The following is a 19,731-nucleotide window of genomic DNA, read 5'->3' as shown; positions in this document are numbered from 1 at the left end:
CCTCGCGTGCCGGTCGCCTCCGGCAGCAAATTCGAAAATCACTATGCGGGGCGCCCTGCCCTCGATTCGAGGACTGGGCGCCGATGCCCGGCCATTCAGGCCGGGCATGAGGGTCGTATTACTCGGCCGCTTCCGCCGTCCCCGGTCCGACCTTGGAATTGTGCAAGTCGACGTTGAGGCCGAGCGAGCGCATTTCCTTGACCAGCACGTTGAACGATTCCGGAATACCGGCCTCGAAGGTGTCGTCGCCACGCACGATCGCCTCGTACACCTTGGTACGGCCGGCGACGTCGTCCGACTTCACGGTCAGCATCTCCTGGAGCGTGTACGCCGCGCCGTAAGCCTCGAGCGCCCACACTTCCATTTCGCCGAAGCGCTGACCGCCGAACTGCGCCTTGCCGCCCAGCGGCTGCTGGGTAACGAGCGAGTACGGACCGATCGAACGCGCGTGGATCTTGTCGTCGACGAGATGGTGCAGCTTGAGCATGTAGATGTAGCCCACCGTCACCTTGCGGTCGAAGGCGTCGCCGGTGCGGCCGTCATAGACGGTCGACTGGCCCGAAGCGTCCAGACCGGCAAGCTTCAGCATCTCCTCGATGTCGGCTTCCTTGGCGCCGTCGAACACCGGCGTCGCGATCGGAACGCCGCGGCTCAGATTGTGGCCGAGCTCGATCAACTCGTTGTCGTTGAGCGACTTGATCGTCTCGTCCTCGCCGTAGACCTTCTTCAAGGTTTCCTTCAGCGGCCGGATGTCCTGCTTCGACAAATAGGCATCGACCGTCTGGCCGATACGCTTGCCGAGGCCGGCACAGGCCCAGCCGAGATGGGTCTCGAGGATCTGTCCGACGTTCATGCGCGAGGGCACGCCGAGCGGATTGAGCACGATGTCGGCATGCGTACCGTCTTCGAGGAACGGCATGTCCTCGATCGGCACGATCTTCGACACCACGCCCTTGTTGCCGTGGCGGCCGGCCATCTTGTCGCCGGGCTGGATCTTGCGCTTCACCGCGACGAAGACCTTGACCATCTTCATCACGCCGGGCGGCAATTCGTCACCGCGCTGAAGCTTTTCGACCTTGTCGAGGAAGCGCTGTTCCAGCCCCTTCTTCGACTCGTCGTACTGCTTCCGCATGGCCTCGATCTCGGCCATCAGCTTGTCGTTCGGCGAAGCGAACAGCCACCACTGCGACTTCGGGTACTCCTCGAGCACCGCACGGGTGATCTTGGTGTCCTTCTTGAAGCCCTTCGGACCGGCGATGCCCTGCCGTCCTTCGAGCAGCTCGGCAAGACGGTTGTAGACGTTGCGGTCCAGGATCGCCTGCTCGTCGTCGCGGTCCTTGGCCAGACGCTCGATCTCTTCCCGCTCGATCGCCAGCGCACGCTCGTCCTTGTCGACGCCGTGCCGGTTGAACACGCGCACTTCGACGATGGTGCCCTGCACGCCCGGAGGAACGCGCAGCGAGGTGTCGCGGACGTCAGAAGCCTTCTCGCCGAAGATGGCGCGCAGGAGCTTTTCCTCCGGCGTCATCGGGCTTTCGCCCTTCGGCGTGATCTTGCCGACCAGGATGTCACCGGCGCGCACTTCCGCGCCGATGTACACGATGCCGGCTTCGTCGAGGTTCTTCAGCGCTTCTTCCGAGACGTTCGGAATGTCGCGGGTGATTTCCTCGGGTCCGAGCTTGGTGTCGCGGGCCATCACCTCGAATTCTTCGATATGAATTGAGGTAAACACGTCTTCCTTCACGATCCGCTCGGAGAGCAGGATCGAGTCTTCGAAGTTGTAGCCGTTCCACGGCATGAACGCGACGAGCACGTTCCGGCCGAGCGCGAGCTCGCCGAGATCGGTCGACGGACCGTCGGCGATGATGTCGCCCTTCTTGACGATGTCGCCGACCTTCACCAGCGGACGCTGGTTGATGCAGGTCGACTGGTTGGAGCGCTGGTACTTCATCAGCCGGTAGATATCGACGCCCGACTTGGTCGGATCGAGATCTTCCGTGGCGCGGATGACGACGCGGGTTGCGTCGATCTGGTCGATCACGCCCGAACGGCGCGCCGCGATCGCAGCACCCGAGTCACGCGCAACCACGCCTTCCATGCCGGTGCCGACGAACGGCGCCTCGGCGCGAACCAGCGGCACCGCCTGGCGCTGCATGTTCGAGCCCATCAGCGCGCGGTTGGCGTCGTCGTTCTCGAGGAACGGGATCAGCGCGGCCGCGACCGAAACGAGCTGCTTCGGCGACACGTCCATGTAGTCGACCTTGTCCGGGGTCACCGGCAAGACTTCGCCGGCGTGACGGCAGACCACGAGATCTTCGGTGAAGCGGCCCTTCGGATCGAGCGGCACGTTGGCCTGCGCGACCGTGTAGCGACCCTCTTCCATCGCCGAGAGGTACACGACCTCGTCGGTGACGCGGCCGTCCTTGACCTTGCGGTAAGGCGTCTCGACGAAGCCGTACTTGTTCACGCGCGCGAAGGTCGCGAGCGAGTTGATCAGGCCGATGTTCGGACCTTCCGGCGTCTCGATCGGGCAGATGCGGCCGTAATGCGTCGGATGCACGTCGCGCACCTCGAAGCCGGCGCGCTCGCGGGTCAGACCGCCCGGTCCAAGCGCCGACAGGCGGCGCTTGTGGGTGATCTCCGACAGCGGGTTGGTCTGGTCCATGAACTGCGAGAGCTGCGAGGAGCCGAAGAACTCGCGCACGGCGGCGGCCGCCGGCTTGGCGTTGATCAGGTCCTGCGGCATGACCGTGTCGATGTCGACCGAAGACATGCGCTCCTTGATCGCGCGCTCCATGCGGAGCAAGCCGATGCGGTACTGGTTCTCCATGAGCTCGCCGACCGAACGCACACGGCGGTTGCCGAGATGGTCGATGTCGTCGATCTCGCCCTTGCCGTCGCGCAAATCCACCAGCGTCTTGATGACGGAGAGGATGTCTTCCTTGCGGAGCGTGCGCTGGGTGTCGGGCGCATCGAGGTCGAGGCGCATGTTCATCTTGACGCGACCGACCGCCGAGAGGTCGTAGCGCTCGGCGTCGAAGAACAGTGACTGGAACATTGCCTGCGCCGAATCCAGCGTCGGCGGCTCGCCGGGACGCATCACGCGGTAGATGTCGAACAGCGCGTCCTCGCGCGTCATGTTCTTGTCGGCCGCGAGGGTGTTGCGGATGTAGGCGCCGACATTGACGTGGTCGATGTCGAGCAGCGGCAGCTCCTTGTAGCCGTGCTCGTTGAGAACCTTGATCGACTTGTCGGTGATCTCTTCACCGGCTTCCGCGTGGATCTCGCCGGTCTTGGGATTGACGAGGTCCTCGGCGATGTAGTTGCCGACGAGCTCAGCATCCGAGAGGCGCAGCGCCTTCAGCCCCTTCTCCTGCATCTGACGCGCACCGCGCACGGTGAGCTTCTTGCCGGCTTCGAGCACGACCTTGCCGGTATCGGCGTCGATCAGGTCGTTAATGGTCGAGTAGCCGCGGAAACGATTGGCGTCGAACGGAACACGCCAGCCTTCCTTGATCCGCTTGTACTGGATCTTCTTGTAGAAGGTGCTGAGGATCGCCTCGCCGTCGAGACCAAGCGCGAACATCAGCGACGTCACCGGAAGCTTGCGGCGACGGTCGATACGCGCATAGACGATGTCCTTGGCGTCGAACTCGATGTCGAGCCAGGAGCCGCGATACGGGATCACGCGAGCGGCGAACAGCAGCTTGCCCGACGAATGGGTCTTGCCCTTGTCGTGGTCGAAGAACACGCCCGGCGAACGGTGCATCTGCGAGACGATGACGCGCTCGGTGCCGTTGACGATGAAGGTGCCGTTCATCGTCATGAGCGGGATGTCGCCCATGTAGACGTCCTGCTCCTTGATGTCCTTGACCGACTTCGCGCCGGTTTCCTCGTCGATATCGAACACGATGAGGCGTAGCGTCACCTTGAGGGGGGCCGCGAAGGTCATGCCGCGCTGGCGGCACTCGTCGACGTCGTATTTCGGCGGCTCGAACTCGTAGCGGACGAATTCCAGCATCGAGGTGCCCGAGAAGTCGGAGATCGGGAACACCGAGCGGAACACCGCCTGCAAGCCCTCGTCCGATCGACCGCCCTGGGGCTCGTCGACCATCAGGAACTGGTCATAGGACGCCTTCTGAACCTCGATGAGGTTCGGCATCTCGGCCACTTCCTTGATGTGTCCGAAGAACTTGCGAACGCGTTTGCGACCGGTGAATGTCTGCTGCGCCATCGTGGCCTCTCATTTTCGTCGCCCGATTTGGGCGCGCCCTCCGGAACGCGGCGACCGCCGCTCCCCGGGTTGAATTTTTCGAACCCGTCTTGGGGGCCGGAGACTCAGTTTCAGGGAGGAATGTCCTGAATCCGTTCTTCAGACCTTCAAAACGCAAAACGACGCGCGGGGCGCAGGAGCGCGCCCGCCCGTCACAACCAACCTCTTCACGGACTGCAAAAGCCCGAAATAGCTTGCTCTCCCAACGACTTACAGGGAATGCGGCATCCCTGCCCACCGCGCTTTCGTGCTGCCGACCCGATATGGGGCGACATTAGTGCAGATTCGAGGGACAAACCCTCAAATCCCCACACTTTTTCGTGTTCGGCCTGCGTCGGGTTGTTCCGTCGCACGCCTTTTGCATCTGGCCCGCCCTTTCGGAGAGCGGACCGAGACCCCGGTTGCGATGATGCTCACCGGGATCTCGTGTCAGTAAGCGCTGCTTACTTGAGCTCGACCTTCGCGCCAGCCTTCTCGAGCTGGGCCTTGAGCTTCTCGGCTTCGTCCTTGTTCACGCCTTCCTTGACAGGCTTCGGCGCGCCCTCGACGAGGTCCTTTGCTTCCTTCAGGCCCAGGCCGGTGATGGCGCGGACTTCCTTGATGACCTCGATCTTCTTGTCGCCGGCGGCGGCAAGAACGACCGTGAACTCGGTCTTCTCTTCGGCCGGAGCGGCGGCAGCGCCACCACCAGCCGGGCCGGCCACGGCGACAGCCGCGGCAGCCGAAACGCCCCACTTCTCTTCGAGGAGCTTCGCGAGTTCGGCAGCTTCGAGCACGGTGAGGCTCGAGAGGTCGTCAACGATCTTCTGCAGGTCAGCCATTGTTCAGTTTCCTTGAATGTAAGTCTGGTTCGGGTTTGAGTTTTGCGAAGGGCGTCAGGCCGCTTCGCTCTTTGAGGCATAAGCCTGAATGACACGCGCGAGCTTGCCCGCGGGCGCGTTGGCGAGCTGAGCGATCTTGGTCGCCGGGGCCACAAGCAGGCCGACGATCTTGGCGCGCAGTTCGTCAAGCGACGGCAGCGAGGCAAGTGCCTTCACGCCGTCGACATTCAGGACGGTCGTTCCCATCGAGCCGCCAATGATGACGAACTTTTCGTTCGCCTTGGCGAATTCGACGGCGACCTTTGGCGCCGCTACCGGATCGTCCGAAGTGGCGATCACGGTCGGTCCCTTCAGCATGGGGCCGATGGCAACGACGTCAGTGCCTTCAAGAGCAATTTTGGCGAGACGGTTCTTCGAGACCTTCACCGAGGCGCCAGCCTGCTTCATCTGCGAGCGCAGCTTCTGCATCTGGGCAACGGTCAGGCCGGAATATTGGGCAACGACCGCGACGCTCGTGGTCTTGAAGACCCCATTGAGCTGTTCGACCGCTTCCTTTTTTGCCGCTCGTTCCACAGCAAGCTCTTTCCGGTTGGCGGTCATCGCGAAAGCGGGACCGCCGGGTTGCACCCATCGTCCCGCCCAAACCTGAACCTCAGGGCCAAACCCATCGGACACGCCGGGCAAGACGACAATTCAAAGCCTGCCCTCCGAGAGCCCGTTAGAGCCCACGGCGTGTCGAGGTCCGAACCAAACCCATTCCGCAACCGACCCTAAGGCGGTCACGACGTGAAATCCGGTCTTCACCCGTCTATGCAGGCCATGCGATTAAGCCGTTGAGAAATCGGAATTCCCCGCGGGCGCCTGCAGTCTTGGACAGGACAAGGTCAGCCGGCGAACCGCCCGACCTCTGCCCGCACCCCACACCCGACGGTTTTCCCTCCCTTTCCAGCAAATCCTCACGGACGCCCTGAAAAGGAATGATCTCCATCGCTTGTTTTCGGAATGCGTGCACGAACGCGCCAGCCGAGGCCGGCACGTCCGGAAGCGGTTCTTTAACCGCTCGGGGCCTGCTTGCCAAGAGCAAAATTCACACCAGTTCCAATCCGTTGCCGCTCGCGCTTAACCATGGCCGAAAAGGGCCGGTTTCCGCTCATTTGACCGCGTAAGGCAACTTCTTGCCCTCGAAAAACGCGGTCAGGTTCGCCAGCACGCAGTTCTGCATGGCGACGTGCGATTCCAGGGTGTGGCCGCCAATATGGGGGGAGAACACGACGTTGGGCAGTGCCGTCAGCGCGTCAGGAGCGTGCGGTTCCTTGTCATAGACATCGAGACCGGCTCCGGCGATGGTCTTCTCGGTAAGCGCCAGCACCAGGGCTTTCTCATCGATCACCGAGCCGCGGGAGATGTTGACGACATAGCCGTCCGCCCCGAGGCGCCTGAGGATATCGGCGCTGACGGCATGCTGGGTCTCGGCTCCTGCCCGGACCGCGATCATCAGCACGCTGCACCAGTCGGCCAGCGCCTCCAAGGTCGGGAAATATTGATAGGGCAGATCGTACCTGCTGCGGCTGAAATAGCCGATCTCGCTCTCGAAGGACGCGCAGCGCGCTGCGATCTTGCGGCCGATCTCGCCCATGCCGTAGACGCCGATGCGGCGGCCCGGCATCCCGGCCTGCGGGCGCATCATCGGCGAGGGCTTTGACGCGGCCCAATCGCCGCTTCGGACGTACTGGTCGGCCACCAGGATTCGCCGCGTCGCCGCGAGCATCAGGGTCATCGCGATGTCGGCGACGGAGGCCGCATTGGCACCCGGGCTATGTCCGACCGCAATATTGCGGGCAGCAGCGGCCTTCAGGTCAACACCGTCATAGCCGGTGCCGTAGCAGACGATGGCACCGAGCTTGGGAAACAGGTCCATCGCCTCCGCGCCCAGCGGCGTGCCGCCGGCGGTGAGCACTGCACGGATATCGCCGAGCGCGTCGGCCGAAAACATCTCCCGCGCCGGCTTGCCGCCGGTGTCGAGCAGCTCGAACCGCTCGGCGAAGCGCGCCATCATCGTCTTGGGAAAGCGCGAGTAGATCAGGACCTTGTCAGTCATTGTTCTTGTTTCCGGTGAACGCCGTCACAAACGACGAGGGGCGGAATCGGTTGCCCAATTCCGCCCCTCGCCTCATGTCATTTGCAAACCTTAGCCGAGAATGGTGCCCGGCTCGACCTTCACGCCGGGGCCCATCGACGAGGACACCGCAACGCGCTGGATGTAGGTGCCCTTGGAACCGGCCGGCTTGGCCTTGGAGACAGCGTCAGCCAAGGCCTTGATGTTTTCGACCAGTTTTTCCTCGGTGAACGAGGCCTTGCCGACGCCAGCCTGCAGGATGCCGGCCTTCTCGACGCGGAACTCGACCGAGCCGCCCTTGGCGCCCTTCACGGCGCCGGTGACGTCCATGGTCACGGTGCCGATCTTCGGGTTCGGCATCAGGCCGCGCGGGCCCAGCACCTTACCGAGACGACCGACCAGCGGCATCATGTCGGGGGTCGCAATACAACGATCGAAATCGATCGTGCCGTTCTGCACCTTCTCGACCAGGTCCTCGGCGCCGACGACGTCGGCTCCGGCAGCCTTGGCCTCGTCGGCCTTGGCGCCGCGGGCGAACACGCCGACGCGGAGCGTACGGCCGGTGCCGTTCGGCAGGGTCACAACGCCGCGGACCATCTGGTCGGCGTGACGCGGATCGACGCCGAGATTGATCGCGACCTCGATGGTCTCGTCGAACTTCGCTTTCGCGCGTTCCTTGACCATCTTGATGGCGTCTGCGAGCGGGTAAAGCTTTTCGCGATCAATACCTTCGCGGGCTTTGTTCAAACGTTTTCCGATTGCCATGACCGCTTACCCTGCCACTTCCAGACCCATCGAGCGGGCAGAGCCCTCGACCATCTTCATGGCCGCTTCGATGGAATCGCAATTGAGATCCTTCATCTTCTTCTCGGCGATCTCGCGCACCTGGGCCTTGGTCACCGCACCCGCCTTGTCACGGCCCGGCGCCTTGGAGCCGGACTGGATCTTGGCAGCCTGCTTGAGGAAGAAGGACATCGGCGGCGTCTTCATCTCGAACGTGAACGAACGATCGGCGTAGATCGTAATCACGACGGGAATCGGGGTGTTTTTCTCTTCCTTCTGGGTCTGGGCGTTGAACGCCTTGCAGAACTCCATGATGTTGAGACCGCGCTGACCGAGCGCGGGACCGATCGGGGGCGAAGGATTCGCCGCACCGGCCGGGACCTGAAGCTTCAGGTATCCGGTCACTTTCTTTGCCATGTATCACTCCTGTTGGGCCGGCCTGGGCCGGCGGTTTCAGGTTCGTGGTCTGGGTCGGATGCGGCTGGCAACCGCCCTCTCCCTCCCACGGCCTCTTGTTGCGCGAGACCGAAGCCTCACGCCTACCCGATCAGACCTTCTCGACCTGACCGAATTCCAGTTCGACCGGCGTGGCGCGGCCGAAGATCGACACCGCGACCTTCACGCGCGAGCGCGCCTCGTCGATTTCCTCGACCACACCCGAGAACGAGGCAAACGGGCCGTCGGCCACGCGCACGTTCTCGCCGATTTCGAACGACACCGACGCCTTCGGCCGCTCCACGCCCTCCTGCACCTGGTGCAGAATGCGCATGGCCTCGGCTTCCGAGATCGGCATCGGCTTGTTTTCCGCGCCGAGGAAGCCGGTCACCTTCGGCGTGTTCTTGATCAGATGAAACGCCTCGTCGGTCAGCTTCATCTTCACCAGCACGTAGCCCGGGAAGAACTTGCGCTCGGCGTCGATCTTGCGGCCGCGGCGCACTTCCGTGACCTTTTCGGTCGGGACCAACACCAGCTCGAACAGCTCCTCGAGCCCGCGCTGCTTGGCCTGCTCGCGGATCGATTCGGCGACCTTCTTCTCGAAGTTCGAATAGGCGTGGACGATGTACCAGCGCTTGTCAGACAATTGAGCCGTTGCTGTTGCCATCAGTGAATGCCCAGAAGGAAGGTGATGAGGACGCGGATGATCTGGTCGGCGGCGAAGAAGAAGATCGAGGCCACGGCGACCATCACGAACACCATGATGGTGGTGATCGTGGTCTCGCGGCGGGTCGGCCAGGTGACCTTGGCGGTCTCCGAGCGGACTTCCTGCAAGAACTTGAACGGGCTGACTGCCATCGTTTGATGTCCAACGTCCGTCGACAGACGCGAATGAATTTCAGGGATCCGAACAGCCGCCGTTGGCCCAGCCCTCTGTCTCGAAGGATGAGCCGGAAACCGGACTCGATTGTTCGGGGATTTCAAAGCCGCGCCGGAGATCCGCGTCTAACGGGCCGGCTGCGAGTGCGCGGTATCTACTGCGGATGGGGCCAAAGGTCAAGATAGCGAGGGCCGGCGTGGGCAAAACGGCCTCCACGGGCGACGGACCAGAGATCAGGCCGATCAAGGGTTTATCTGCCGCCTGCAATGCGCCGTCCCAAGGTCGCAGCCCAACGCGTTCGAGCTGGGCGCGCTGACCATCGAATTGCCCCCGCCTTTGCCGAGCAGGAGGCAGAGGTCGTTCTCCATCAGCAAGGACAACCCACTGAATTGTCGCGCGGCAAGAGTTGGGCGTTTCGGCGTCAGGCCGAGGCATTCGTCGCCGATATCGTGGAGCAGAGGACGCCGTGGCTTCCGGCGCAGATTCCGTGGCCGAGATCGCCCTTGCAGAGGCGATCTGGAAACGGCAGGTCAGCGGCTAGGATTCACGCCGTCCGGCAGCAATATCCGGCCGATGGCTGATCGCCCACGTTCTAGCTAAGTGTTTGATTTCACTGGCAGGAGTGGCAGGGCTCGAACCTGCGACCCCCGGTTTTGGAGACCGGTGCTCTACCAATTGAGCTACACTCCTACGGACCCTGCGTTGCCGCCCGGATCAGGCCGCTTTGAAGCACAGGGGGCGGCCGGATTGCAAGACCGGATTGCAAGGGTGAAGCGCGCTGGCTTCGCTTGTTTGTGCCGCGCCTTCTGGGCCACAGTCCGCTCCGAACAATAATAAGCACCGGGAGTGCCCATGACTGCCCAAGCGTCTACTGCCCAAGCGTCCGCGACAGCCGCCCCTTGGCCCTCGATCGCACCGAAGACTCCGCCTCTGCCGGAATCCCGCCCCGAGACGCTCGGGCTGTCGCGCCCTCGCCTCCAGGCCATGTCGGACGCCTTCAAGCGCGAGATCGACAAGGGAACCATTCCGGGCGTCACCGTGCTGGCGGCACGGCACGGCCAGGTCGGTTGGTTCGAGGCGCTCGGCAGGCAGAGCCCGACGGGCGCGGCGCCGATGGCGCAAGATTCGATCTTTCGCATCTTCTCGATGACCAAGCCGATCGTGTCGGTCGGCATCATGACGCTGGTCGAAGATGGGCACCTGATTCTTGCCGACCCCATCGCGAAATTCATCCCGGAGTTCGCCGACCAGAAGGTCGGCGTGGTCAGCGGCGGCAAGCTGGAACTGGTTCCGCCGAAGCGCCCGATGACGGTGCAGGACCTGCTCCGCCACACCTCCGGCCTGACCTACGAGCACCAGGGCGACGGCCCCGTGCACAAGATCTATCAAAACTCGCGGGTGCGTAGCCGCAAGATCACCAATGCCGAGCACGCCGCCCTGGTGGCGAGCTTCCCGCTGGTCTGCCATCCCGGCGACGAGTTCAACTACAGTCGCTCGACCGACATCCTCGGGCGCATTATCGAGGTCGTCAGCGGCAAGTCGCTCGGCACGTACCTCACCGAGCGCATTCTCGCGCCGTTGCAGATGGCCGAGACCGGTTTCTCGACAGCGGAGGCCAATGCCAACAGGCTCGCCGAACCGTTCGCGGCCGATCCCTGGACCGGCGACAAGGTCGCGCTGTTCAACATGCTCGAGCAGCCAATCATGGAGTCCGGCGGCGGCGGCCTCGTCTCCACCACCATGGACTATGCTCGCTTCGCGCTGATGCTGCGCAATGGCGGCACGGTCGACGGCAACAGGATCATCGGCCGCAAGACGCTGGAGCTGATGGCCTCCGATCATCTCGGCCCGAATGTGCAGACCAATGGCACGCTGCTGTCGCCTGGCCATGGTTTCGGCCTCGGCTTCGCGGTGCGGCGCGAAGCCGGCATCGCGCCCTTCCCCGGCAGCGTTGGCCAGTTTTTCTGGAGCGGCATTGCGGGGACGTTCTTCTGGATCGATCCGAAGGAGGATCTGTTCGTCGTATTCATGAGCCAGGGCCCGGGACAGCGCGATTTTACGCGGACGCTGGTGCGGGATCTGGTGTACGCGGCGGTGGATTGAAGCGGCGCCGCTATGCGCGGCGCTGCATCACATTTTCGCTGTCATGCCCCGGCTTGACCGGGGCATCCAGGGGGGATTCAAACGGTCGTCGCAACACCAGTTACTTTCACTCATAACAGAAGATCGTCAAGCGCCTCTGCCGGCGTTTTCCAGCCTAGTGTCTTCCGCGGTCGGGCATTGAGGGCCGCTGCCACAGCGGATATCTCCTCGGCGCTGTGGATGCTCAGGTCCGTGCCTTTCGGGAAGTACTGCCGCAGCAGCCCGTTGGTGTTCTCGTTAGTGCCGCGCTGCCATGGGCTTTGCGGGTCGCAGAAGTAGACCTGGATACCCGCATCGATCTTGAGACGATCGTGCTTAGCCATTTCGGCTCCCTGATCCCAGGTTAGCGAACGGCGCAGCTCTTCGGGCAAAGTGATCATGGTGCGCGTGATCGCGTCGCGCACGGCTTCGGCCCCATGTCCCGCAAGGGCTGGCCCGTTCTTCGCGCGCGGAGCTTCGCCATGCCCCGCCAACCGTGGAAGGTGCAAGAGCATCGTAAAGCGCGTCGTGCGCTCGACCAGCGTGCCGATGGCCGAGCTGCCAAGACCGAGGATAAGGTCCCCCTCCCAATGTCCCGGCACTGCTCGATCGGCAGCTTCAGCAGGGCGCTCACTGATCATGATCTCCGGCGAGACAAAGCCCTTGCCTCGCCTGCGTACGCGCGCTCTGGGCATCCGTAACACACGCCCTGTTCGCAAGCAGGCCGTCAGCTCGCGGCGTAGCGCGCCACGGCCCTGAACGAAGAGGGCTTGATAGATAGCTTCGTGGCTGATGCGCATCGTCTTGTCGTCCGGGAAGTCGATCGGCAAGCGTCGGGCAATCTGCTCAGGGCTCCAGGCTTTGGCCCATCGCCGATCCTTGCGCTGGCCATGCCGCCGCCCCTTCCACGGAACGGCGGGACCAGGAACGGGAGCGCCGGTCGGGGCTACGACGCCGCCAGCAAGTCTTTCCTCCACATAAGTGCGCAAGGTTGCATTGAGCGCAAGCTTGGTCGGCTTAGGCCGGCGGGCGGATCGATCCGCATGCCATTGGGCAGTTATTGCCCGATACCCCAACCCGCCGCCGCGAGTGGCCGCGTTGCGCCGCAGTTCACGGGAGACTGTGGAAGCAGCCCGCCCCAGGCGACGTCCAATCTCCTGTATGGAATGGCCCTGCACCTTGAGAAGTGCGATCTCCTCGCGCTCATTCAACGAGAGATACCGCCCGGAGAGAGCCTTTGCCGAAGATCTGAACATCGCTGGTGGGATGCCGCCCGCCTTTCGGAATAATCTGCTTCCGACAGGTTGTGACAATCCGGCTTCGAGTGCAGCATCTTCGCTGCTTAACCCAGCGGCAATCGCCCGCCAAAATTTATTCTGTTCATCGCGCCCGGCAATAGAGGGCCGTCCCGGCGACGGCAATGGGGCTCGTCCTGACCGCGCCGATCTGCGCCTTACAACGTTCATCGCAACCTCCAAACTCCTGGTGTTGCGACGACCGTTTGAACCCGCCCAGTACTCCGGGGCGGATGTGGTGAGAGCGAGCTCTCCAACGAAGGCCGCGGAGTACTGGATCGCCCGCCTTCGCGGGCGATGACACCTATTGGGGCCTCAACTGATCGTCGCGCCGCCGTCGATCACCATGGTCTGGCCTGTCATGAAGTCGCCGGCCTTCGAGCCCAGGAACACCGCGGCGCCCGCGATCTCGTCGGGGATCCCGATGCGCAGCAGCGGCGAACGCGCAGTCGAGGCTTTCAAATTCTCCGGATTGTCCCACAACGCTTTCGCGAAATCGGTCTTGATCAGGCCAGGCGCGATGCAGTTCACGCGGATGTTGTGCGGGCCGTATTCGCAGGCCAAATTGCGCGCGAGCTGCATGTCAGCGGCCTTCGAGATCGCGTAGGCACCGAGGATGGTCGAGCCTTTCAGGCCGCCAATCGAGGAGACGATGATGATCGAGCCATCCTTGCGCTCGATCATCTGCGGCACCACCATCGAGATCAGCCAGTTGTTGGCCACGATGTTGTTGTCCAGGATCTTTCTGAACTGATCGTCGGAGATGCCGGCGAGCGGACCGTAATACGGGTTCGACGCGGCGTTGCAGACCAGCACGTCGATCTTGCCGAAGGCGCGGTTGCTCTCGTCGATGAGGTTCTGCAGATTTTCCTTCGACGAGATGTTGGCGGCGATCGCCACCGCCGTGCCCTTGCCGAACTTGTCGTTCATGCTCTTGGCGACCTGGTCGCAAACGTCGGCCTTGCGCGAGGAGATCACCACCTTGGCGCCGTGCTCGGCCATGCGCTCGGCGATCGCAAGCCCGATGCCGCGCGTCGAACCGGTGATGACGGCGACTTTCCCCTTCATGTCGAACAAGGTCATGTTTCTCTCCCAGAGTACGTTTTGATTGCTTGAAGCTTACGCCGCGTCCGCGCCACCGGGCAATTGCTCAGGCGAGCTTCTTGACTTCCGGTCCCGCGGGTTGATGCATTGCCGCATGCGCATCGTCCGCGATCCACGGCTGCTGGTTCACCATCGGCAGCCGCCAGACATTGCGCTCGGGGCTTGCGAAATAGTCGAGCCGCGTCACCGAGCAATTGTCGATATCGAACGCGAGCCCTCGCTCCGGCTGATTGTCGAGCGCCAGCCCCAGCGCCGCCTTGATGGTGCCGCCATGTGCGACCGCGATCACGTCCTGCCCGGCGGCCTCATTGTTGATCCGCTCGATGGTGCGGCGGGTGCGGTTGTAGAGGTCCATGAAGCTTTCGCCGCCGGGTGCAGGCTCGTTGATGTCGGCAAACCAGCTCGAGCCGACGGGACGGCTGGCGATGAACTCGGCGCGGTTCATGCCCTGCCAGCGACCGAGATTCTGTTCGGCGAGGTCCGCCTCCCATTTCATCGATGCAGGCCTCGGGAATCCGGCCGCCCAGATCGCATCGGCGGTCTGATGGGTGCGCATCAGATTGCTCGAATACCAGACCGCCTTGCGTGGCAGCACCTTGGCAACAGCATTGAAGACGTAGGTATCGCTGGTGTCGCAGGCGAGATCGGACTGACCGTAGATGTTGCCACCGTCATTGCGCACGGGCGCGTGACGGACCCACCACCAGCGTGTCGTGACCACTTTGGGCTTGTCTGCACCTGCCATCGAAACCCTTCCATCCCGTCTGATGTCGCTGTACGTCAGTAGCGAACGTGTCTCAAGACACTTTACCGTTTGAAATCTTGTTTGAAATTCCGTCGCGCGGCAAGCGTCGCGCGCGAACCAAAGGGAGAAACCGCATGGGCCGTCTGCAAGGCAAATCCGTCATCATCACCGGTGCCGGCAGCGGCATCGGCCGCGCGGCCGCGCTGCTGTTCACCAGGGAAGGCGCCAAGCTGATCGCGGTCGATCGCAGCGAGGCGGTGAAGGAGACGGTCGACGAGGTGAAGAAGGCCGGCGGTGTCGCGGAAGCCATGATGGCGGATGCGGGCTCCGAAAAGGACGTCATGGCCGTGATCGACAAGGCGGTGAAGACGCACGGCCGGCTCGACGTGATCTGGGCCAATGCCGGCGTCTCCGGCGGACTCGTTCCGCTCGGCGAGCAGACCGTCGAGCAATGGCAGGAAGTCTTGCGCATCAACCTGATCGGGCCGTTTCTCGCGGTGAAGCATGCCATGCCGCACATGGTGAAGCAGCAGTCCGGCGCGATCGTGCTCACCGCGTCCGTCGCGGGCCTCAAGGCCGGCGCCAGCGGACATCCCTATGCCGCGAGCAAGGCCGGCGTCATCTCCCTGGTGCAGACCACCGCCTATTCGCTCACCGGTACCGGTGTGCGCATCAACGCGGTGTGCCCGGGCCTGATCGAGACCGGCATGACCAAGCCGATCTTCGACCGCGCCAAGGAGCGCGGCACCGCCGACAAGATCGGCCAGCTCAATCCGCTCAAGCGCCCCGGCCAGCCGCACGAGCTCGCCGCGATGGGACTGTTCTTGGCCAGCGACGAGGCGTCGTACGTCAATGGCCAGGCCTTCCCGGTGGACGGCGGACTGACGGCGTCGATGCCGTATACGGGGAAGCCGGTTTAGTTCACGCACTCTCGCGTCCCGGACGCGCTGCAGCTTTCTCACGCTGCTGCGCTGCGTCCGGGGCAGGAGACAGAAGTTTTGGCGCGCAACTGCTTCAGCATCGTCATTGCGAGCACAGCGAAGCAATCCAGAGTCTTTCCGCGGCGTCAGCCTGGATTGCTTCGCTGTGCTCGCAATGACGGAGTCTGTGGGTGGCAGGGTCGCGCTTCCATTCGCATTCCCGTTCGCAGACACACCTTCGCCCTCTCGCGGCTTGTTCGCCCGAGCTTTGCTTGGTCGCCTCACCCTCGAATGAAAGAGGGCGCAGGGAAGACCGGGCGCCGGCTGGCACCCGCGGTCCACTGTGCGAAGTTGCAGTAAAAAATCTGCACAGCGGCATACAGGTGAAGCCAAAACGTCCGGCCTTCCCTGCGCAGCGGTTTTACGGCTTATGCCGTGCTCTCCCCGGGGAGCGATGCACTATTGCCCCCGTCGCCTCATGGATGGCTGATGCGCGAACCCGGTCGGGCCGCCACGTCACCACAAGACTTGACGCACACCGGGCGTCAGGACGACACGGTTTTGCCGTACGCTGTCAGCACCGGTCGTGTACGCGACGCCTTCGCTCACGGTTGCTCGCCCTGCGAAACCATTCGCGCCGGTGTGGCCCCGCGTCCGCCGCTGTCCGGCCCGCGTTCGTGACGATCGCGATACGCCCCTCTTCCTTGGGCCGGGTTGCGGCGACACATACGTGATTTCCGAATTTCGGTAAAGTGGAATATTTTCGACGGCGCGGGTTGACCGGCAATTGGGGTGTTTTGCCCGACAGGCAACACAAGGTCTTGTAGCCCGGATGAGCGAAGCGACATCCGGGATTCCGACCACGAGCTGTCCCGGGTATCGCTTCGCTCACCCGGGCTACCGGTCTGTGTTGATTTGCTCTACCAGAGGCGACGTTGGTATGGTTCGGTGCAAGCACTTCAGCTTCCATCCCCCTGACAAGAACGTGACAATGCCAAGCTCAAGACCCGACCGTATTCGCAAGCTGCTCGCCGACCTCGTCGGCTTCGACACGATCAGCGATCGCTCCAACCTGCCCCTGATCGCGCATATCGAGAGCTATCTCGCCGCACACGGCGTCAAGAGTGAGCGCATCGTCGACGAGACCGGACAGAAAGCCGCGCTATGGGTCACCATTGGACCCGAGGACCGCCCCGGCCTGGTGCTGTCGGGACATACCGACGTGGTGCCCGTGGTCGGCCAGGACTGGAGCCACGATCCGTTCAAGCTGATCGAGCGCGACGGCCGGCTCTATGGCCGCGGCACCACCGACATGAAGGGATTTGTCGCGGTGTGCCTTGCCATGGTGCCGGAGATGCTGGAGGCGAAGCTTGCAACGCCGATCCATCTCGCGATCTCCTATGACGAGGAGATCGGCTGCGTCGGCGTGCGGCCGATGCTGCGCGAGGTCGCGAAGAAACGGATCAAGCCGCTCGGCGCCTTCATCGGCGAGCCGACCGAGATGAAGGTCATCATCGGCCACAAGGGCAAGCACGGCGTGCGCGCCACGTTCCAGGGCCTCGCCCGCCACTCCTCGATCGCGCCCGAGGGCGTCAACGCGATCGAATACGCCGCCGAGCTGATCGTCGAAATCCGCCGCCGCGCGTTCCAACTCGCAAGCACGAAAGCTACGAACAGCCTCTACGATGTCCCGCACTCGACGCTGCTCACCAGCATCGTGCATGGCGGCGCCGCGCTCAACATCGTGCCCGATACCTGCACGGTGGATTTCGAATGCCGCGGCATCGGCATAACCGAATCCAGGGAGGTGACGGATGCGATCGTCGCCTGGGCCAAGACCGAGATCGAGCCGGCGATGAGGGCGCGACACCCGGAGTGCGGCATCGACTTCGAAGAGATCCTCGATTATCCCGCCCTCGACACCGCCGCCGACGCCACCATCGTCACGCTGGCCAAGAGCCTCGCGGGGCGCAACGACCACGCCAAGGTCGCCTTCGGCACCGAGGCGAGCCTGTTCGCCAGCATGACCGATATCCCGTCAGTGGTGATCGGGCCCGGGTCGATCGCGCAGGCGCATACGCCGGACGAGTTCGTGGAGATGGCGGAGCTGGAGAAATGCGCAGGCTTCGTGGAGAAGCTGATCGCGCATTGCGTGAAGGGGTGAGGTGTTTCCGCGTCATTGCGAGGAGCTCTTGCGACGAAGCAATCCAGACTGCCACCGTGCGAAGATTCTGGATTGCTTCGCTTCGCTGCTTCGCTCGCAATGACGAGCGTCTGGAGACCCCCGTAGCCCGCATGAGCGTAGCGACATGCGGGGTCGCTGTCCCTGATATCGCTGCGCTCATCCGGGCTACGAATGAGCGGTGCGCCTCATCGCTCCTGCAAAGCCAGCCGCACGCCGACGGCGCAGTAGATGGTCCCGACCACCTTGCCCTGCCATTTCACGACGGCTGGATGGCGGCGTAGCAAATCGCCGAGACGGCCGGCGCCGACGGCGAACACCACCGTGCTAAGGAGGCCGAGCAACACGAACACAGCACCGAGCAGCGCGAGCTGCAGCGTCGTCGAACCATGCTCGGGCCGGACGAACTGCGGCAGGAACGCGAGGAAGAACAGCGCGGTCTTCGGATTCAGCACCTCGGTCAGCACGGCCTGCCGGAATGCCCGTACTGCGCTGATCGCGGGCGCGCCGCCATTCACCTCGAGCGGCGTCTTGTCGAGCATGGCGCGAATGCCGAGATAGATCAGAAAGCCCGCGCCCGCGTATTTGACCACGCTGAACAGGAGCGCCGACGTCGCGATGATCGCAGAGAGGCCGACGATCGCCATGGTGGTGTGGACCACGTCACCGGCCGCAATTCCCGCGCCCGTCGCGATACCGACCCTGGTCCCCGAGCTCGCGGCGCGCGCCATGGTGAGGAGTGTCGCCGGTCCGGGAATGAAGACGAAGCCGAGGACGATGAGGATGTAGGTGATGAGGGTGGTGTGATCGATCATGCGGGCATCTCTCGTCATTCTGTCCCGTGTCCAGACACGGGAGGAACGCAAGCAAAGGCGCGGCCGTCAGCCGCGCCTTCGGATTCCTTAAACCGCGCCCGCCTTCTGCGCGTACTCCCAAGACGCCTTCGACAGGGGAACGGTGCGCTTGGCTGACTCCAGCGCCTTGGCATTCGCCGCGGTGCCGTCGCGGACCCGGCCGGCGATGCCTTGCGTGATGCCGGCGAGACGGAACAGGTTGTAGGCGAAATACCAGTTGAGGTCAGGCACCGTCATCTTGGTGACGTTGCAATAGATCTGCGCGGCCTCCTCCACGCTCGGGATGTTGAGCGCCTTGAGGTCGGCGCCGTCCAGGCCGGGCATGACCCACTGCATCAGCAGATAGGTGAAGTCGGCCATGGGATCGCCGAGCGTCGACAATTCCCAATCGAGCACGGCCTGCACGCGTGGTTCCGTCGCGTGGAAAATCATGTTGTCGAGGCGATAGTCGCCGTGGACGATCGAGACGCGCGCCTGCTCCGGCACCGTCTTCGGCAACCATCCGGCGACCTTCTCGAACTCCGGAATGGTCTGGGTCTCGGACGCGCGGTACTGCTTGGTCCAGCGGTCGATCTGCCGGGCAAAGTAGTTGCCGGGTTTGCCGAAGTCGCCAAGACCGATCGCGACGGGATCGAACATGTGGAGTTTTGCCAGCGTCTCGATCTTGCTGGTGAAGATCTTTCGACGATCATCCCGCGTCTGGCTCGGCAGCGTCGGATCCCAGAACACCCGGCCGTCTTCCATCGACATGATGTAGAAGGCCGAACCGATGATGCTGTCGTCCTGGCACAGCGCATAGGCCTTCGCGACCGGAAAGCCCTGCTTTCCCAGCGCCGCGATCACGCGATATTCGCGATCGACCGCGTGCGCCGACGGCAACAATTTGCCGAACGGTTTTCGGCGCATCACATAGGAGCGGTTCGGCGTGTCGAGCCGATAGGTCGGGTTGGACTGGCCGCCCTTGAACTGGAGCACGACCAGCGGTCCCTCATAACCCTCGACGTTCTCGCGCAGCCAGGCTTCGAGCCGCATCTCGTCGATGCGATGACGCTCCTCGACCGGTTTGGTGCCCGAGAACTCTTCGTCTTTCCTGACGCCGTCAGCCACGATGACGCTCCCTCTTCAGTCCGAACATGATCCTAATCGGTAACCCCCAGCGCACTTGCGTCAAGCGGTCTTCCGATCACGGATCATGCCCTGTC

The 19,731-nt window shown here is 63.3% G+C and carries 16 protein-coding genes and 1 tRNA gene; 3 read left to right on the top strand and 14 right to left on the bottom strand.

Features of this window, described 5'->3' with window-relative positions; translation table 11 throughout:
* Positions 1–118 precede the first annotated feature (118 nt).
* The 9 genes from rpoB to AB3L03_RS33705 form a co-directional block, all read right to left on the bottom strand.
* The gene (gene rpoB / locus AB3L03_RS33745; protein WP_018456447.1) at positions 119–4,234 is read right to left on the bottom strand and encodes a DNA-directed RNA polymerase subunit beta; all 4,116 of its coding nucleotides are present in this window, start codon (positions 4,232–4,234) and stop codon (positions 119–121) included.
* A 482-nt stretch (positions 4,235–4,716) separates the two neighbouring features.
* Positions 4,717–5,094 carry a 50S ribosomal protein L7/L12 gene (gene rplL / locus AB3L03_RS33740; protein WP_007602994.1) on the bottom strand — a complete coding sequence of 126 codons (378 nt, stop codon included), beginning with the start codon at positions 5,092–5,094 and terminating at the stop codon, positions 4,717–4,719.
* 54 nt (positions 5,095–5,148) lie between these two features.
* Positions 5,149–5,667, bottom strand: coding sequence for a 50S ribosomal protein L10 (gene rplJ / locus AB3L03_RS33735; RefSeq protein ID WP_026233178.1), 519 nt, complete (start codon positions 5,665–5,667; stop codon positions 5,149–5,151).
* A gap of 577 nt (positions 5,668–6,244) precedes the next feature.
* Positions 6,245–7,192 (bottom strand): 2-hydroxyacid dehydrogenase, encoded by a 948-nt coding sequence (locus AB3L03_RS33730; RefSeq protein WP_085351281.1) that lies wholly within the window; start codon positions 7,190–7,192, stop codon positions 6,245–6,247.
* A 90-nt stretch (positions 7,193–7,282) separates the two neighbouring features.
* Entirely contained in the window at positions 7,283–7,975 is a 693-nt protein-coding gene (gene rplA, locus AB3L03_RS33725; RefSeq protein WP_007602988.1) for a 50S ribosomal protein L1, read from the bottom strand.
* Positions 7,976–7,981: 6 nt separating this feature from the next.
* Positions 7,982–8,410, bottom strand: a complete 429-nt coding sequence (rplK, locus tag AB3L03_RS33720) for a 50S ribosomal protein L11 (RefSeq protein ID WP_018456444.1) — start codon at positions 8,408–8,410, stop codon at positions 7,982–7,984.
* Positions 8,411–8,540: 130 nt separating this feature from the next.
* Entirely contained in the window at positions 8,541–9,095 is a 555-nt protein-coding gene (nusG, locus tag AB3L03_RS33715; protein ID WP_007602985.1) for a transcription termination/antitermination protein NusG, read from the bottom strand.
* Complete coding sequence (gene secE / locus AB3L03_RS33710; protein ID WP_007602984.1) at positions 9,095–9,286, bottom strand: preprotein translocase subunit SecE; 192 nt, start codon at positions 9,284–9,286, stop codon at positions 9,095–9,097. The genes nusG and secE overlap by 1 nt, the downstream gene beginning before the upstream one ends.
* A gap of 636 nt (positions 9,287–9,922) precedes the next feature.
* A tRNA-Trp gene (locus tag AB3L03_RS33705) sits at positions 9,923–9,998 on the bottom strand.
* 162 nt (positions 9,999–10,160) lie between these two features.
* Between AB3L03_RS33705 and AB3L03_RS33700 the strand changes: the two genes are divergently transcribed.
* Positions 10,161–11,411 (top strand): serine hydrolase, encoded by a 1,251-nt coding sequence (locus AB3L03_RS33700; RefSeq protein ID WP_085351273.1) that lies wholly within the window; start codon positions 10,161–10,163, stop codon positions 11,409–11,411.
* A gap of 110 nt (positions 11,412–11,521) precedes the next feature.
* On the opposite strand, the gene AB3L03_RS33695 is transcribed toward AB3L03_RS33700, so the two are convergent.
* From AB3L03_RS33695 to AB3L03_RS33685, 3 genes are all read right to left on the bottom strand, one after another.
* Positions 11,522–12,895 carry an IS30 family transposase gene (locus AB3L03_RS33695; RefSeq protein ID WP_368507868.1) on the bottom strand — a complete coding sequence of 458 codons (1,374 nt, stop codon included), beginning with the start codon at positions 12,893–12,895 and terminating at the stop codon, positions 11,522–11,524.
* Positions 12,896–13,039: 144 nt separating this feature from the next.
* Positions 13,040–13,807 (bottom strand): SDR family NAD(P)-dependent oxidoreductase, encoded by a 768-nt coding sequence (locus tag AB3L03_RS33690; RefSeq protein ID WP_085351272.1) that lies wholly within the window; start codon positions 13,805–13,807, stop codon positions 13,040–13,042.
* 67 nt (positions 13,808–13,874) lie between these two features.
* Positions 13,875–14,573: a histidine phosphatase family protein gene (locus tag AB3L03_RS33685; protein WP_085384225.1), complete on the bottom strand. Its 699-nt coding sequence runs from the start codon at positions 14,571–14,573 to the stop codon at positions 13,875–13,877.
* A gap of 134 nt (positions 14,574–14,707) precedes the next feature.
* On the opposite strand from AB3L03_RS33685, the gene AB3L03_RS33680 reads away from it, so the two are divergent.
* Positions 14,708–15,493, top strand: coding sequence for an SDR family NAD(P)-dependent oxidoreductase (locus tag AB3L03_RS33680; protein ID WP_018456438.1), 786 nt, complete (start codon positions 14,708–14,710; stop codon positions 15,491–15,493).
* A gap of 991 nt (positions 15,494–16,484) precedes the next feature.
* On the top strand, positions 16,485–17,657 hold the full coding sequence (gene argE, locus AB3L03_RS33675; protein WP_085384223.1) for an acetylornithine deacetylase: 1,173 nt from the start codon (positions 16,485–16,487) through the stop codon (positions 17,655–17,657).
* 206 nt (positions 17,658–17,863) lie between these two features.
* Here the strand turns inward: argE and AB3L03_RS33670 are convergent, their stop codons facing one another.
* Positions 17,864–18,490 carry a LysE family translocator gene (locus tag AB3L03_RS33670; protein WP_085384222.1) on the bottom strand — a complete coding sequence of 209 codons (627 nt, stop codon included), beginning with the start codon at positions 18,488–18,490 and terminating at the stop codon, positions 17,864–17,866.
* Between the two features lie 87 nt (positions 18,491–18,577).
* On the bottom strand, positions 18,578–19,636 hold the full coding sequence (locus tag AB3L03_RS33665) for a phosphotransferase family protein (protein ID WP_085384221.1): 1,059 nt from the start codon (positions 19,634–19,636) through the stop codon (positions 18,578–18,580).
* Between the last annotated feature and the right edge of the window lie 95 nt (positions 19,637–19,731).

Source organism: Bradyrhizobium lupini, from assembly GCF_040939785.1.
Taxonomy (GTDB): Bacteria; Pseudomonadota; Alphaproteobacteria; order Rhizobiales; family Xanthobacteraceae; genus Bradyrhizobium; species Bradyrhizobium canariense_D.
Note: the sequence above shows the minus strand (reverse complement) of the source record. Positions and strands in the feature narration are given on the sequence as shown.

What these genes read in the sequence shown, in the direction of transcription:
- rplL (WP_007602994.1), bottom strand. Translation starts at nt 5,094, where the DNA reads ATGGCTGACCTGCAGAAGATCGTTGACGACCTCTCGAGCCTCACCGTG.
- AB3L03_RS33670 (WP_085384222.1), bottom strand. Translation starts at nt 18,490, where the DNA reads ATGATCGATCACACCACCCTCATCACCTACATCCTCATCGTCCTCGGC.
- AB3L03_RS33730 (WP_085351281.1), bottom strand. Translation starts at nt 7,192, where the DNA reads ATGACTGACAAGGTCCTGATCTACTCGCGCTTTCCCAAGACGATGATG.
- AB3L03_RS33690 (WP_085351272.1), bottom strand. Translation starts at nt 13,807, where the DNA reads ATGACCTTGTTCGACATGAAGGGGAAAGTCGCCGTCATCACCGGTTCG.
- nusG (WP_007602985.1), bottom strand. Translation starts at nt 9,095, where the DNA reads ATGGCAACAGCAACGGCTCAATTGTCTGACAAGCGCTGGTACATCGTC.
- rpoB (WP_018456447.1), bottom strand. Translation starts at nt 4,234, where the DNA reads ATGGCGCAGCAGACATTCACCGGTCGCAAACGCGTTCGCAAGTTCTTC.
- rplA (WP_007602988.1), bottom strand. Translation starts at nt 7,975, where the DNA reads ATGGCAATCGGAAAACGTTTGAACAAAGCCCGCGAAGGTATTGATCGC.
- AB3L03_RS33680 (WP_018456438.1), top strand. Translation starts at nt 14,708, where the DNA reads ATGGGCCGTCTGCAAGGCAAATCCGTCATCATCACCGGTGCCGGCAGC.
- rplK (WP_018456444.1), bottom strand. Translation starts at nt 8,410, where the DNA reads ATGGCAAAGAAAGTGACCGGATACCTGAAGCTTCAGGTCCCGGCCGGT.
- argE (WP_085384223.1), top strand. Translation starts at nt 16,485, where the DNA reads ATGCCAAGCTCAAGACCCGACCGTATTCGCAAGCTGCTCGCCGACCTC.
- AB3L03_RS33685 (WP_085384225.1), bottom strand. Translation starts at nt 14,573, where the DNA reads ATGGCAGGTGCAGACAAGCCCAAAGTGGTCACGACACGCTGGTGGTGG.
- secE (WP_007602984.1), bottom strand. Translation starts at nt 9,286, where the DNA reads ATGGCAGTCAGCCCGTTCAAGTTCTTGCAGGAAGTCCGCTCGGAGACC.
- AB3L03_RS33695 (WP_368507868.1), bottom strand. Translation starts at nt 12,895, where the DNA reads ATGAACGTTGTAAGGCGCAGATCGGCGCGGTCAGGACGAGCCCCATTG.
- AB3L03_RS33700 (WP_085351273.1), top strand. Translation starts at nt 10,161, where the DNA reads ATGACTGCCCAAGCGTCTACTGCCCAAGCGTCCGCGACAGCCGCCCCT.